We start from the raw sequence: 13,664 nt of genomic DNA, 5'->3' as shown, positions 1-13,664 counted from the left end.
CGCGACGGAATGGGTGCCCCTTTCCTCTCAGGGCGCTATCCCGTCGAATCAGTAACTTGCCCGATACATGCTGCGTTTTTCCTTCCTTAACGTCACTATCCCATAGATTCAGAAGCCGGCTCGGGCTTATCAGCCTGCTGTTCCTTTTAGCCAGTCTCCCATCGGCTCAGGGACGCGACGGAATGGGTGCCCCTTTCCTCTCAGGGCGCTATCCCGTCGAATCAGTAACTTGCCCGATACATGCTGCGTTTTTCCTTCCTTAACGTCACTATCCCATAGATTCAGAAGCCGGCTCGGGCTTGGCCTCCTCCTGCTGCTGCCTTATAGCCAGTCTCCCATCGGCTCAGGGACGCGACGGAATGGGTGCCCCCTTCCTCTCGGGACGCGCCAAGGGGACCCTTCGTTCGTACCACATTGTTGCGAGTACGTCGGCTTGGTTTAATTGCTTGGTCTATCAACTTACTCCATCTACTTGTTCCATCTTTGCTTGTTTCATCTGCTTATTCCATCTGCTTGTTCCATCTGTGAAGTCATATGTGTAATCCATCTGCGTAGTCCCTCTTCGAAGTCCGTCGGCTTTCACTGTCCAATGCGTGTCCTTGCTCCATCGCTTGATCCTTCTGCTTCCCTAGGTGGCCGCGCTTCTCCTTGCTTCAACTGCTTGCCCGCCTGATTGCTCCATCGATCGCTCCGCCTCCTACCGCTTGCCGTTCCTGACTGTTCTTTCGCTTCTGAGCCAATGGGAGAGTGGATCAAAGAGCTGATAGATACACTGGTGCCTGATTCGACAGACCACGCTGCCATTTGTCGCGTACGCCAATTCAACTGCCACAATCCGCGAATAGGGAAGCGGCCGAAATGGCTTACGATTTCCGATATGCAGAAGCCAAGCCGCTCAATCATTTCGACAAAATCTGCCCGCCAGCAAAAAAATCCCTGGCCGACATCCAGTCGGATGCGCATGCCAAGGATTTGACGTACTTCCCAAGGTTTTGTTATAGGGATTAGTTCTGTATGGCCGCTACCGCTGCCTCGTGGAACTGTCGCCGCAGCGCCGCGATTGAGTTGCCCCGGCCGTAATGGACGCGGTTCGTCAGCAGAATCAAAGTAAGATCCTGCTCCGGATCGATCCAGAGGCTCGTTCCGGTGAAGCCCGTATGGCCGAAGCTCAATGGAGACAGCCCCTCCCCGGTAACATCGGCCGGGTCGCCGCGTAGCACCCATCCCAGCCCCCGGTGCGCTCCCGGAATGTCAAGGGTATGGCTTCGCAGCGCTTCCTTGACGGCCTCGCGCGACAAGAGCAGGGATTCCGGGAAGCCCCCTGGCCCAGTGCAGCTCAAGGAAGCGTCCGCCGCCCCGTCTATGTAACTAGCGGCGCCGCCGGCGCTGCCTGCCAAGGCCAGCCACATGCGGGCATACCGCAGCAGATCCGATGCGGTCGAGAACAGGCCCGCGTTGCCTGCCGCTCCGCCAAGTGCATGTGCATTTTCATCGTGCACGAAGCCCCAGCGGTACCCGCCCAGCGCCGCATCGTATTCCGTCGCCGCGATGCGCGGCTTCCATTCCGGCGGCGGGTTGTACCGGCTCGCCGTCATCCCAAGCGGCTGCAGCACCTCGCTCCAGGCCGCTTCATCCAACGGACGCCCGAACTGCTGGCGGATGATGTGCCCGAGGATAATATAACCTAGGCAGCTATAGACGCAGCGCGTCCCTGGCGGACAGTCCAGTTCCATTGCGCAGATCTCCTCATGGATCTGCTGCGGCGTCCAGCCGTGCGAATACAGATCCCGGTGCGCGGGCAAGCCCGAGGTATGGGCCAGCAATTGCCCAATCGTAATCTCCTCCTTCCCCGCAGCGCCAAATGCGGGGAGATGCTGTGCCACCGGATCGACAAGCCGCACTTGGCCCCGATCCATCAAGATGAGCATGAGCGCCAGCGTAACGACGACCTTCGTCAATGACGCGCAGTCATAGATCGTATCCACGCTGGCCGGAATGGAATGCTCCTCGCTCATGAACGCATGCCCGGCAGCATAAGCCGCCGCATGGCCGCGGCGTCCAATGAGCGCCACGCCTCCGGGGATCAATCCCTGCTCTATCGCCTTATCCAGCGGCGACCAAGCGGCCTGCAATCCTTCCTCGCTCAGGCCAAGCTGTCCGGCTGCCGATAGATCCCATTTTTTCATGGCAAAGACCGCCTTCTTGTCGTATTGAATTCAAGCCCTTCCAGAATGACATTCTTACTCCACGGGAAGTTCACGGAAGAGCAAGCTTGCCCATGACGGTGGGACGCGACGCTCCGGTAACGGAAGGAAGCTGATTCGCGATCCCGTGCACAAATTCATTCGCCAGCACGGCGAAAGCAATCGCCTCCTTCGCATCGGCAGGCAAGCCAATCTCATCGGAGCGCTGTATCCGCTGTTCGGGCAGCTCTGCCGCCAGCCATCGCATCATCGTCTCGTTGCGGGCCCCGCCTCCGCTTACGATCACTTCATGGATATCGTGCTCAGGGAATATAAAGTCGCGGTATGCACTCGCGATGGTTCGAACCGTCAGCATCGTGAAGGTAACCACGATATCGGCAGCCGGCAAGCCCCGCGCCAGACCGTCCTGAATCAAAGCCATGGCATAGGCCTCGCCGAACATTTCTCTGCCGGTCGTCTTCCGCGGCTTCTGGGCGTAGTAAGGATGCTCCAGCAGCTCGGACAGCCACGCTTCGCTCACCTGGCCTTGCGCGGCCCAGCCGCCATCGTGATCATAGGCCTGCGCTCCTTCCGACAGCCGGTAGACAGCCTGATCAATCAGCATATTGCCTGGACCGGTATCGAAGGCAAGCACCTGTTCCGCATCAGCCCCGGCCGGCACAACGGTGCAGTTCCCGATGCCGCCGATATTCTGAGCAATGCGGCCCATGCGCTCATGGCGGTGAAAGATATAATCCGCATACGGAGTAAGCGGTGCCCCTTGACCACCAACGGCCATATCAGCGGTGCGATAATCTCCGACCACGGGCCGTCCTGTCAGCTTCGCGATAACGGACAAGTCTCCAATCTGAAGCGTGGACGCAACACTGTAGCGATCTTCGCTGTCCGCCTCCGGCTGGTGCCAGATCGTCTGCCCGTGGGAGCTGACCAGATCGATGTCTTCCATCGGGATCCCGGCAGCTGCTGCCGCTTCCCGGGCAGCCTCTGCGAAGCGCTGGCCAAGATAAGCATTCATCATGCAGAGGTCGGCAGCATGGGAATACTCTTTTCCACATAATCGCTTCATCCTGTCGCGCAGTTCAGCATCATATTCGATACCATGAAACGCCAGCAGCTCGACTTCCGTTCCGGTACCGCTTCCTTGCACCCGGACAACGGCAGCATCGATTCCGTCCAGCGACGTGCCTGACATCAGGCCAATGATGGTCCGATAAGGGCGGTCCGGCATTACAATCCGCATCATCGTCTCCCCCTCCCATTCGAAAATCAAAGCAGCACAATACAAGCAACACTTATATTAACCATATAAAGTAAAAGTGGAGTTTATCACATTCGTTGTATAGGGGGCATACAGTTCTTGCGGGTGATATGAGAAAAGTGGATGAATAAAGAATTGCCAAGTTAGTTTAATTATACATCATTGAAATATTTTTTTATATATCATTTCATTATATTAATATTTTATTTCACTTTATTTCGTTTCATATAATCTCTTGCCCCTCGCCAAACTGCATCATCGTGGTTCACAGCATCGGATCGAGTCAGAGCATCATGGTGATCACGCCCGGCTGCAAGCAGAGGAAAAGCCCTCTGCAGCGGTTCTGCAAAGGGCTTCCTATCGCATAAGGTTCAAGGAACCTTGAGATGAACATCGTGAACGGCCGGTTACGCGCCGCGGCATATGGGGCAGACATGCTTGTAACGCTTGGAGAGCTGATCGTCTTGAAGCTCATGAACAAGTCCTTTTTTGACGAAAAACTTCAGACTGCAGTAGACGGTAGAGAGGGAGACCCGCTGCCCGCCCGACTTCAAAGCCAGAAATACATCCATTGCGGTCAAAGGGGATGCCGCTTGGCGGATGCAAGCATAGACGGCTTCTCTTTGCTGCGTCATATGCATTCTTTTATCCTTGCCCTGCCGAACAACCGAAGCTTTCACATTGTTATGATTCATGTGCCCCATTCCCTTCCTCACAGAATTTGAAAAGAAGTCCTGCCTCTACGACTTGTCACGATAAACGCAATACACGCTATGAACGCGATCCATGCTGCAAATATTCGCTTATATCCACGCCGAGTCCGGCCGCAAGCTTCGCTCCATACTCCGCATCGGCCCGGAAGAAGTTGCACAGCGCCCGCATTTGAACTTCGGGGCGTACCTGCTTCAAATCGTTCACCAGGTTGTGCACGAGCCGCTCTTGTTCTTCCGGCGACATCTCACGATATTTCTCTCCGGCCTGGCCAAAATTATTCGTCTTGTCTATCGAGCGGCGCAGCGTCGTTCCTTCTATAACCGATTCACTCTCGGCATAGGCCTCGCCCGCTTCAACATATGCCCCGGCATGGCTGTTCGGCTCGTAGTTGGCCGGGGACGTATCCTGCTTCACCGTCATGTAACCGTCCCGTTGATGATTCCTTACCCGCGCGAACGGGCAGTTCACCGGAATCTGCAAGTAATTCGGCCCGAGCCGGTGCCGCTGCGTATCCGGATAAGAGAAGAGACGGCCTTGGAGCAATTTGTCCTCGGATGGCTCAATCCCGGGTACAAGCGCGCTAGGGGAGAATGCCGCCTGCTCCACCTGGGCGAAATAATTGTCCGGGTTCTGATTCAGCGTCATCCGTCCTACCTTCATCATCGGGAATATCGCTTCGGGCCATACCTTCGTCGGATCAAGCGGGTCGAAATCGAAATCGTCCAACCGCGACGGCTCGAGCATTTGAACACACAGCTCCCACTCCGGGTAACGGCCCTCTTCAATTGCCTGATGCAGATCACGCGTCGCATGGCTGAAATCTTTGGCTTGAATCCGCTCGGCTTCCTCCACGCTCAATCCGCGCACACCCTGCAGCGACTTCCACGTATATTTGACGTAGACAACGCCGCCCTTTTCATTGACCCATTTGAATGCGTGGACGCTGAAGCCGTCCATCTCGCGGTAGTTGGCGGGAATGCCGAGGTCCGAGAAGAGCCAAGTCATCATATTCGTGGATTCCGGAGACAGTGACATGAAGTCCCAGTAATGATCGGGCGTCTGCACATTCGTATGCGGGGCCGGCTTCAGCGAGTGGACCATGTCCGGGAATTTGATGGCGTCACGGATGAAAAAAATCGGAAGATGATTGCCAACCAGATCGTAGTTGCCTTCCGTCGTATAAAATTTGACGGCGAATCCGCGCGGATCCCGGACGGTCTCCGGAGAGGTCCCGCCATGAATCACAGTCGAGAATCGGACAAATACGGGAGTCTCGGCTTCGGGATCTTGCAGAAAAGCCGCCCGCGTGTACTTCGCCATGCTCCGGCAAGGCTTGAACACGCCGAACGCGCCTGCTCCGCGCGCATGCACGACCCGCTCCGGAATGCGTTCCCGATCGAAGTGAGCGAGCTTCTCGATAAGATGGTAATCTTCCAGCAGCACGGGACCGCGTGCACCGGCGGTTTTGGATTGCTGATTATTGGCAACGGGCGCACCCTGATTGGTCGTCATGACATTAGATTCCTTCATCAAATCCCCTCCGTTAGTCCTGTAAACTCCAATTACTATTAAGTGATAATAATTATCATTTTTATCAACTAATGTATCATATCCAACGGAGCTATTCAATAATAATTCTAAATTAATATCTATTTTATTCTGGAAATGAATAAAAGAACACCCTTTTGACGATGAAAGTTCATTTCAAGGTCAAAAGGGTGTTCTTTATCCCAAGCCCAGCGGCATTCCAGTGGACAACATTCCGGCTACGATAAAAATAGCCGCACCGCAAGCCGCTTCCAGACGGACACCGCGCAAAAAGACCCGGACCCGCTCCGGGTCTTTGTCCTGCTTCACGAAGGCAGGCAGCCACAGGAAGCGGTGGAACGCGGCAATCACGATCACGCCTGCATAGAGCGCGCTCTTGACGAGAAGCGTCTGTCCGTACGCAGACGTATAAAGCGCCTCCCAACTGCCGACATGCATGACCGCCAGCACCAAGCCGGTCACCACCGTAATGACCGTCAACGGCAGGGCGGCGGCAGAGAAGCGCGACCATAGGCGGCCGGCTTCTGCGAAGGCATCCGCATCGGGCTTCCGGCACAAGCTCCGGGTGACGAGCAGCAGCCCGGCGAGGCCGCCGAACCAGATACCTGCCGCAGCAAAATGCAGCGCATGCGAGACGACCGCCGCAGCCGCCTGCAGCGGGGAACCCGAGACGGCATGGCCGGTCAGCGGGAAGGTCAGCGCCAGGCCGACCAGCAGCAGGCCCCGCAGGACGGCCATCGGCCGATGATGCGCCTGCTGCCCCGTCAGCAGCGTCCCGTATAATCCGGCGGCGAGCACGATGCGCGCTCCGTCCGTCAGGCCGACGCGCGTCGATATGGCCAATGTCCATGCCGTGGAGGCCATCGAACTAGCACCGGAGCCGGCGGGCGTCAGCTGCGCGGCAAGCAGCAGCATATGCGCCGCATAGGTCAGCGCATAGAGGAATGCGGCCGCAAGCGCGATCGCCTGCCCCGCCTTATGCGTCCGTGCGGCCATATCCGCCAGCCGCGGTCCTCCCCTCCCGAGCGCATAATGATGGTACAGGAGGACAAATAAGACGGCTGTCGTCAATATATTGACAATCCGGATCGCGGTAGTCCACCGATCGGTCATGCCTGTACCGTGCGCCGAATGACCGGATGCATGGTCATGATGAAGATGCGCGTGATCGGTGGACGCCCCAGGTGCAGCCCCATCCGCTGCAAGGCCGTCCTGGCTGCCGGGTGCAGCGGCTTCTTCCCCATTCGGCGCGCTCCCCTTATCACGTTCCGCTCCGGATGGATCGGACGGATTCGAGGGAGCCGCTTCCTCTTCCCGGCTTCCGCTCTCTTGACCGGGCGATGGTACAGCTTCGTCTGCTGGAGCCTCGACGGATGGAGCTTGCTGCCCCTTGGTCGGCGCCGCTCCGCCAGGCTCCTCGGCCGGCGATGCGGCGTCATCCCCGGGAGCTCCCCTTCCGGAGCCGGATGAAGCAGGCTTAGCGGTCGCCGCCTTCGGCTCCTTCGCCTGATCGGCATCCGGCTGACGCGGGCTCGGCTTGCTCGTGCCGGATGCTCCCGCGTCCGCTTCGCCGCCGGCCGGCTTCTCTGCGGCAGGCTTCGGCCGCTCTGCCTGGCCCGCCAAAGGCTTCGGTCCGCCCTGGTCCGGCGGCCCCCCTGCCGGATCGCCGGGCTTCACGGGAGCGGTCTTCCCGTCCTCTCCCTGGGATCCGCTGTCCGGCTTAGCCTCTGACTCATCGTCGTCATCCAGCGACTTGGTCGGCGCAGGCCCGCTTTTATCCAGCGTCGTCCCGACGGCGAACCGGTACGAGCCCTCGGTGACATGCGTATCCACTGACAGCACCTGCCACTTCACCTTATAGACGCCGTTCTTCAGCCCGGGAAGAGATTTGACCAGCGTGTCATCGCCTTCTCCGCTCACGGCCCCGCCAATCTCGCGTCCATCCTCATCCCACAGCGTCAGCGAGCTCAGCTTCGCATCGATGCCCTCGGTGAACGTGATGCGTATCTCCGATGGCGCCGTGTCCAGCTGCGCATCCGCCAGCGGCTTGGATGATGCCAGGTTCGCATGGGCAGATGCGGTCAGCGGATGAAGCAGAAGGGAGAACAGCAAGGCGGCTATCCCCAGCCAATAGAGAGAGTATCTCGAAATTCCCATCCATTTTCCCATCAACGTTCCTCCTGACTTTAGACGTACTTCTATTCCTGAACAGCAGACAGGCCGCCAAGCTCATGCAGCGGCCCGCCCAGAGGAAGCAGATTATTTCGTCAGGTACAAATAGATGGCGGCGCGGTTCGCTCCGACCGCCGGCAAATATTCCAGCACGGCCCCCGCCTCGGAAGCGGCGTCCCGCAGCGAGACCGCAGATGCGGAGCTTTGATTGCCGAGGGCCTTCTTCGCCCAGGCCGCATCCGCCATCAGCGATCCATTGGCGAAGGAGAACGAGGCATCCGGTTGAGCCTTGCCGTTCAGGAACACCTGCGGCTTCGCCTCGGCCGGGGTGCCGGACAGCTCATAGGTGCCGTTCTGGACAACGAAGGTCATCGTCGCTTCATAGCTGACGGTGTCATACTCGCCCTCGCGCTTCTCATTGGTGGCCGGCTTGGCTCGCAGCAAATAATAGTCGGCGCTGCCCAGCTTGAACTTCGCGATGCCCTTGGCATCTGTCTTCACGGTCACCGCCTCCGAATCGCTTCGCCGGATAAGCGATACTTCGGTGTCGGCCAACGGCTTGCCTTTCAGCAGCAATTGGACTTCGGCGGAGGTATTGGCTTGCGCCGCCGCCGGGTTGAACAACGGCACCAGCTCGGCGCGGTCCGGGCTCACTTGACGCTGGAAGCCAGTTAGCATCGAGGCCCGCTTCATCGTCGGGATGTCCATGACGGCGACGAACGATTTGGCGCTGCGCAAGGTGCGGCTCGCCGTATCGGCTCCCTTGAAGATGCTGTCTCCCTCGACCGAGACAATATAGGCTCCAGGCTGGGAAGAGGAGAACGAGGACACAAAATAGTTGTTAAGCGCCGCCTCCGTCTCTGTCGCCGCTTCGCCCGTATAGAAGCGCGTATCGGTAATGTCGATTTTTTTGCCCGCCGGGTTCATGACGTATACTTTCGAGGAATCGGTGCTCCACTGGCCGGCGATGCGATAACTGCGGTGCTCATTGGAATGATTGCCGAGCATCATGTCAACATAGGCGACCTCACCCGCGCCAATCACGGGACTGTTCGTCTGCGACCATCCATCATGCGCGAACGCCGGGATGGCGAGCGTGACAGACAGCAGAGTGCCGAGCAGTACGCTGGCGGCTTTTTTCATGTTCATACATATCCCAACCTTTCCGTTACAAAATTGTGATCTAGATCACGCCCCCACAGTGTAACTGAGTTGCTTACGGCTGACATGACTCCATCTAGCTATAAAATGTAGCAATCACGTGAACATTCCTCGCCGATGGGAGTGGGAAGCTTGTCCTTGCCGATCGGCGGAAGCAGAGGCTTGTTCTTGCCGATCTGTGGAGGTGGGAAGCTTGTCTTCCCGGTCGCCCGCTTCGGCCAAAACTGCAATTCTGCAGCTTTTTTCTTGACCTCAAATCAGGAAAAAGGAAATCCTGCAAATCCGCAGCAATTTCCTCCGTTTGGGCTGGGTTGGAAGGGATTTGGGAGCGAAATGATGCTGTTTTGCAGGAATTTTGCCCGATTCTCCCCTCTGAGGGGCAAAAAGCTGCACCCATGCAGGAATTGATTGAATCTTCCGCCCGGAAAATAAAAAAAACCGCATGGATGCCGTCCATGCGGATCGCAAAAGGCTTCGATTCAACTTCGAGTTGATTGGATCAGGCGTGGACAAAAGGGAGGACGCTGATGCGAACGAAGCCGCTCCGTGGGGGAATTGGCTTCCATGCGGGGCATAGCCTCGCACGCCTCGCACACTGCCTCGCGGCCAAACCTCCACACTGAGCGCCGCCTTACGGCCGGGGCGCACCCTCCACGCTGAGCGCCGCCTTACGGCCGGGGCGCACCATCCACGCTAAGCGCTGCCTTCTGGCCGGGGCGCACCCTCCACGCTAAGCGCTGCCTTCTGGCCGGGGCGCACCCTCCATGCGGTGCGTTCCCCACCCTGGCGGAGAAGCCGGCGCGCTACATGGACGCCTGCAGCTCCGCGGCGCCGGTGCGGGAATGGCGCACCAGTTCGGCGTAGCTGCCGCCCTGCTTCATCAGCGCCTCGTGATCTCCCTCTTCGATAACCCGGCCGCTGCTCATGACGATGATGCGGTCGGTATGTTGAATCGTGGAGAGGCGATGCGCGATGACGATTGTCGTCCTGCCCTTCGAGACGACATTCAGGGCCTGCTGGATGAGGCGCTCGGTATGCGAGTCCAGATGGGCCGTCGCCTCGTCGAGAATGAGGATGCGCGGCTCGAACACGAGAATCCGGGCGAAGGAGATCAGCTGGCGTTCGCCGGCGGACAACCCGCTGCCCCGCTCCGAGAGGCGTGTGTCATAGCCGTGCTTGAGCCGCTTGATCATGCTGTCCGCGCCGACCGCCTGGCAGGCCCAGATCACACGGTCGCGCGGCACTTCCTCCTGGAACAGGCGGACATTGTCCACAATCGTGCCGCAATACAGATACGGGTCCTGCTGGACCAGGCCCACGATCCGGTGCAGCGTCTCCTGCTTCATCCGGCGAATGTCGACGCCGTCGATCTCGACGCTGCCCTGACGGACATCATAGAACCGCGCCAGCAGGCTGACGAGCGAGCTTTTGCCTGCGCCGGTCGTGCCGACAATCCCGATGAATTCCCCGGGAGCGATATGCAGATCGAGATCATGCAGCACATCGCGCTTGTCGACATAAGCGAAGCGGATATGGTTGAAGTCCACCTGGCCGAGAACCTCCTGCGGCTCCACCGCGACCGTCTGCCCGGGTTCCGGGTCGGTCACCTGCGGCTCGACGCGGAAAATGCGCCATAAGCGGTCCATCGACACCGTCGTCGACTGGAGCGTGTTCCATTGCTGGGTAATCTGGTTGATGGGCTGGAAAAATTGGCGAATATAATTGATAAAGGCGTATAACACCCCGAATTCCAGCGATGTGTCCAGCACGGCCATCCCGCCCAGCCAGACGACGAAGGCAACGGACAGGTTGCCCAGCATATCGAACGAGCGGTTGAACAAAATGCTCGTGCGCACTTCGCGCAAATTTTCGCGCAAATAGCTGCGGTTGCGGCGGGAGAACTGGTCAGTCTGCTCTTTTTCCTGATGGAATGCTTGTATCAAGCTCATGCCCGCCAAGTTCTCCGCCAGAAAAGCGATAAGCCGCGACAGTTCTCCCCGCACCCGTTGGTACGCCGAACGCAGCAGCGAACGGAAAGCGGCCGCAATAGCGAAAATGACCGGGAACAGCAGCAGGCAGTACAGCGCAAGCTGCGCATCCAGAGAGAACATGAAGGCGACGACCAGCAAGAGCGACAAGCCGTCGCGCACCAGGCTCAAAAGCACTTGCGTGAAAAATTGGTTGATCGTCTCCGTATCGCTGGAGACATTCGTCACAAGACTGCCGATCGGGTGGCGGTCGAAGAAGGACATCGACTGCTTCGAAATATGGCGGAACAGATCCTTGCGAAGCTGGCCGACGATGCTTTGCCCTACCTTTTGCAGCAGATTCGCCTGAACGTAGGAGAAGACCAGACTGACCGCCGCCAGCAGGAAGTAGCACCCGCCGAGCAGCAGCAGCGTATCTGCCCCGTGCGCGCCCGTCAGCATGTTCTCGTCGATCGCCACCTTGACCAGATAGGGCTGCAGCAGATCCGCGCCGATGGCGAAGAAGGTGCAGGCGAACACCGCGAGGAAGGTCAGCCGGTACGGCTTGGCGTAGGCCAGCATCGCGGCGAAGGAGCGCATGCGATCCTCGCGCGAGATGTCCGGCGCGACATCCGGCTTCGCGCTGGCTGATTCACGCATCGAGCATCCCCTCCTCTTGAATCGCATAGAGCGAAGCATAGTATCCGCCTTGGCGGAGCAGCTCGGCATGCGTGCCGCGCTCCACAATCCGTCCCTCATCGAGGACGACGATCTCGTCCGCATGGCGCACCGCGCTGATGCGGTGAGCGATGATGAGCGTCGTCAAGCCCTTGCGGGCGCGGCGCAGATTCGCCAGGATGGCGGACTCGGTGACGACGTCCACGGCGCTGACGCTGTCGTCCAGAATAAGGAGCGGTGCGTTCTTGATGAGCCCGCGGGCCAGACTGGTGCGCTGGCGCTGGCCGCCGGACAAGGTAAGTCCCCGTTCGCCCAGCTTCGTGCCGAATTGGTCGGGGAAGTCTTCGATATTGCGGTAAATGTCCGCCAGCTTCGCCGCTTCCCGAACCGGCCCGTCATCGATCTCGCGGTTATAAAAAGCGATGTTGTCGCGAATTGTCGTACTGAACAAAAACCCGTCCTGCGGCACGTACGCGATCTGCGTGCGCAGGCTCTCCAGCGTCAGATGCCGGATATCGTTGCCGCCGATAAAGACGCTTCCCTCCGGCGGATCGTATACCCGCAGCAGCAGCTTGACGAGCGTCGTCTTGCCGCTCCCCGTCTTCCCTACGATGCCGAGCGTCTTGCCCGGAGCGATGCGGATGCTGATATCCTCCAGCGAGGGGGTATCGCTATCCGGATAAGTGAAGGACAGATGGCGCAGCTCCAGCTCTGCCTCCCCCGGACGCAGCGCAACCGCCTCTTCCTCCTCCCGGATATCCGGTTCCTCTTCCATCAGACGGTTCAGCCGGTCCAGCGACGCGCGGGAACGCAGCATCGTATTGATCACGTTGCCAATCTGCTGCAGCGGCGTCATGATCATGCGCAGGTAAAGCGTCAATGTAACAAAGCTCCCGAGCGACAGCTCTCCGCGGATGGACATCATCCCTCCGTATGTGATCGCTAACGCCAGCGACAGCGCTCCGGCGAACGGAATGAGCGCCTGGAACAGCGATGTCATCCGCACGAGACGAAGCTGATTGTCGCGGATATGGTCGACCGTCCCGTCGAAGCGGGATTGGGCGATATGCTCTACCGCGAAGGTTTTCGTTACTTTGATGCCGCCGAACTGTTCTTCCGCCGATTCGGTCATCCCGGCGAGCGCATCCTGCACGGCGCGGGAGCGCATGCGAATGCGGGGGCCGAAGTAGACGACGAACAGTGGTATGGAGAGCAGCGGCAGGACGCAGATGAAGACCAGATGCAGCGGAATATGGCTCAGCAGCATCATCACGAGGACGGACACGAGCAGAATCGTGGCATTTGTCATCTGGTTGACGCCGTTGGCAATCGATTCCCGGACGGCCCTCACATCATTCATGAAGTAGCTGAGCAGCTTGCCGACCCCGTTTTTGGAATAATAATGCTCGCTCAACCGGGTGAGTTGCCCGAACAGCCGCTGCCGTGTATTGAACTCGAACAGCCGGCCAAGACGGTGATTCATGTACTGTCCCAAGCCGAACAGCACGCCATACCCGACGCCAATCGCCGCGAGCCAGAGGCTGTAGTGAATGACCGCGGCCCGCGTCAACCCGTTCTGCTGCAATTCGTCCGTGAACTGGCCGAGCAGAGTGGGGTAGAATGCATTGATAACGTTGGCGGCTGCCATGAACAGCACCGCCGTCACATAAAAGAACCAGTGAGCCCGAACATGACCGAATAACAATGACTTTCCATTCATCTTCTCTCTCACATCCCGTACCGTTATCGAGTCCAGCGCCGTCAGAGATCGTGATCGAATCCGCAGTCCTTGAAGGCGGGCGGAACGGATCCATCCCTGTCTCTCATCAGCATGTTCGCCTCCTTTCAGGACCAATATGTCAACATATAGATATTAAAACAATTGCAATAACGGTTCAATCTATTTGTTTACGAAATTTACGAATTGTTCACTTGATTTTTGCCCCAACATACCCTTCGGCA

At 58.4% G+C, this 13,664-nt stretch carries 9 protein-coding genes; 1 reads left to right on the top strand and 8 read right to left on the bottom strand.

Going from position 1 to position 13,664, the window contains the following annotated elements; genetic code table 11:
- The first annotated feature begins 858 nt into the window (after window positions 1-858).
- Window positions 859-1,008, top strand: a complete 150-nt coding sequence (locus tag DQX05_RS31365) for a hypothetical protein (protein ID WP_220483159.1) — start codon at window positions 859-861, stop codon at window positions 1,006-1,008.
- Here the strand turns inward: DQX05_RS31365 and DQX05_RS06090 are convergent.
- The 8 genes from DQX05_RS06090 to DQX05_RS06055 all read right to left on the bottom strand — a co-directional run bounded on the left by DQX05_RS06090 (window position 1,005) and on the right by DQX05_RS06055 (window position 13,422).
- Complete coding sequence (locus DQX05_RS06090; RefSeq protein ID WP_119791794.1) at window positions 1,005-2,186, bottom strand: serine hydrolase domain-containing protein; 1,182 nt, start codon at window positions 2,184-2,186, stop codon at window positions 1,005-1,007. The two genes, DQX05_RS31365 and DQX05_RS06090, sit on opposite strands and share 4 nt — an antisense overlap.
- A gap of 70 nt (window positions 2,187-2,256) precedes the next feature.
- Window positions 2,257-3,444 carry an anhydro-N-acetylmuramic acid kinase gene (locus DQX05_RS06085; protein WP_119791910.1) on the bottom strand — a complete coding sequence of 396 codons (1,188 nt, stop codon included), beginning with the start codon at window positions 3,442-3,444 and terminating at the stop codon, window positions 2,257-2,259.
- Between the two features lie 425 nt (window positions 3,445-3,869).
- Complete coding sequence (locus DQX05_RS06080; protein WP_259391813.1) at window positions 3,870-4,157, bottom strand: Fur family transcriptional regulator; 288 nt, start codon at window positions 4,155-4,157, stop codon at window positions 3,870-3,872.
- Window positions 4,158-4,233: 76 nt separating this feature from the next.
- Window positions 4,234-5,706: a catalase gene (locus DQX05_RS06075; protein ID WP_119791790.1), complete on the bottom strand. Its 1,473-nt coding sequence runs from the start codon at window positions 5,704-5,706 to the stop codon at window positions 4,234-4,236.
- A 195-nt stretch (window positions 5,707-5,901) separates the two neighbouring features.
- The gene (locus DQX05_RS06070; RefSeq protein ID WP_119791788.1) at window positions 5,902-7,893 is read right to left on the bottom strand and encodes a copper resistance protein CopC; all 1,992 of its coding nucleotides are present in this window, start codon (window positions 7,891-7,893) and stop codon (window positions 5,902-5,904) included.
- Window positions 7,894-7,983: 90 nt separating this feature from the next.
- A complete protein-coding gene (locus DQX05_RS06065) occupies window positions 7,984-9,045 on the bottom strand; it encodes a DUF4198 domain-containing protein (protein ID WP_119791786.1) in 1,062 nt (353 codons plus the stop codon).
- 815 nt (window positions 9,046-9,860) lie between these two features.
- Window positions 9,861-11,684, bottom strand: a complete 1,824-nt coding sequence (locus DQX05_RS06060; protein ID WP_119791784.1) for an ABC transporter ATP-binding protein — start codon at window positions 11,682-11,684, stop codon at window positions 9,861-9,863.
- Window positions 11,677-13,422, bottom strand: coding sequence for an ABC transporter ATP-binding protein (locus tag DQX05_RS06055; protein WP_119791782.1), 1,746 nt, complete (start codon window positions 13,420-13,422; stop codon window positions 11,677-11,679). The genes DQX05_RS06060 and DQX05_RS06055 overlap by 8 nt, the downstream gene beginning before the upstream one ends.
- Window positions 13,423-13,664 lie beyond the last annotated feature (242 nt).

It is taken from the genome of Paenibacillus thiaminolyticus (genome assembly GCF_003591545.1).
Classification (GTDB): domain Bacteria; phylum Bacillota; class Bacilli; order Paenibacillales; family Paenibacillaceae; genus Paenibacillus_B; species Paenibacillus_B thiaminolyticus_A.
Note: the sequence above shows the minus strand (reverse complement) of the source record. Positions and strands in the feature narration are given on the sequence as shown.

What these genes read in the sequence shown, in the direction of transcription:
- DQX05_RS06060 (WP_119791784.1), bottom strand. Translation starts at nt 11,684, where the DNA reads ATGCGTGAATCAGCCAGCGCGAAGCCGGATGTCGCGCCGGACATCTCG.
- DQX05_RS06085 (WP_119791910.1), bottom strand. Translation starts at nt 3,444, where the DNA reads ATGCGGATTGTAATGCCGGACCGCCCTTATCGGACCATCATTGGCCTG.
- DQX05_RS06090 (WP_119791794.1), bottom strand. Translation starts at nt 2,186, where the DNA reads ATGAAAAAATGGGATCTATCGGCAGCCGGACAGCTTGGCCTGAGCGAG.
- DQX05_RS06075 (WP_119791790.1), bottom strand. Translation starts at nt 5,706, where the DNA reads ATGAAGGAATCTAATGTCATGACGACCAATCAGGGTGCGCCCGTTGCC.
- DQX05_RS06080 (WP_259391813.1), bottom strand. Translation starts at nt 4,157, where the DNA reads ATGAATCATAACAATGTGAAAGCTTCGGTTGTTCGGCAGGGCAAGGAT.
- DQX05_RS06070 (WP_119791788.1), bottom strand. Translation starts at nt 7,893, where the DNA reads ATGGGAAAATGGATGGGAATTTCGAGATACTCTCTCTATTGGCTGGGG.
- DQX05_RS06065 (WP_119791786.1), bottom strand. Translation starts at nt 9,045, where the DNA reads ATGAACATGAAAAAAGCCGCCAGCGTACTGCTCGGCACTCTGCTGTCT.
- DQX05_RS31365 (WP_220483159.1), top strand. Translation starts at nt 859, where the DNA reads ATGGCTTACGATTTCCGATATGCAGAAGCCAAGCCGCTCAATCATTTC.
- DQX05_RS06055 (WP_119791782.1), bottom strand. Translation starts at nt 13,422, where the DNA reads ATGAATGGAAAGTCATTGTTATTCGGTCATGTTCGGGCTCACTGGTTC.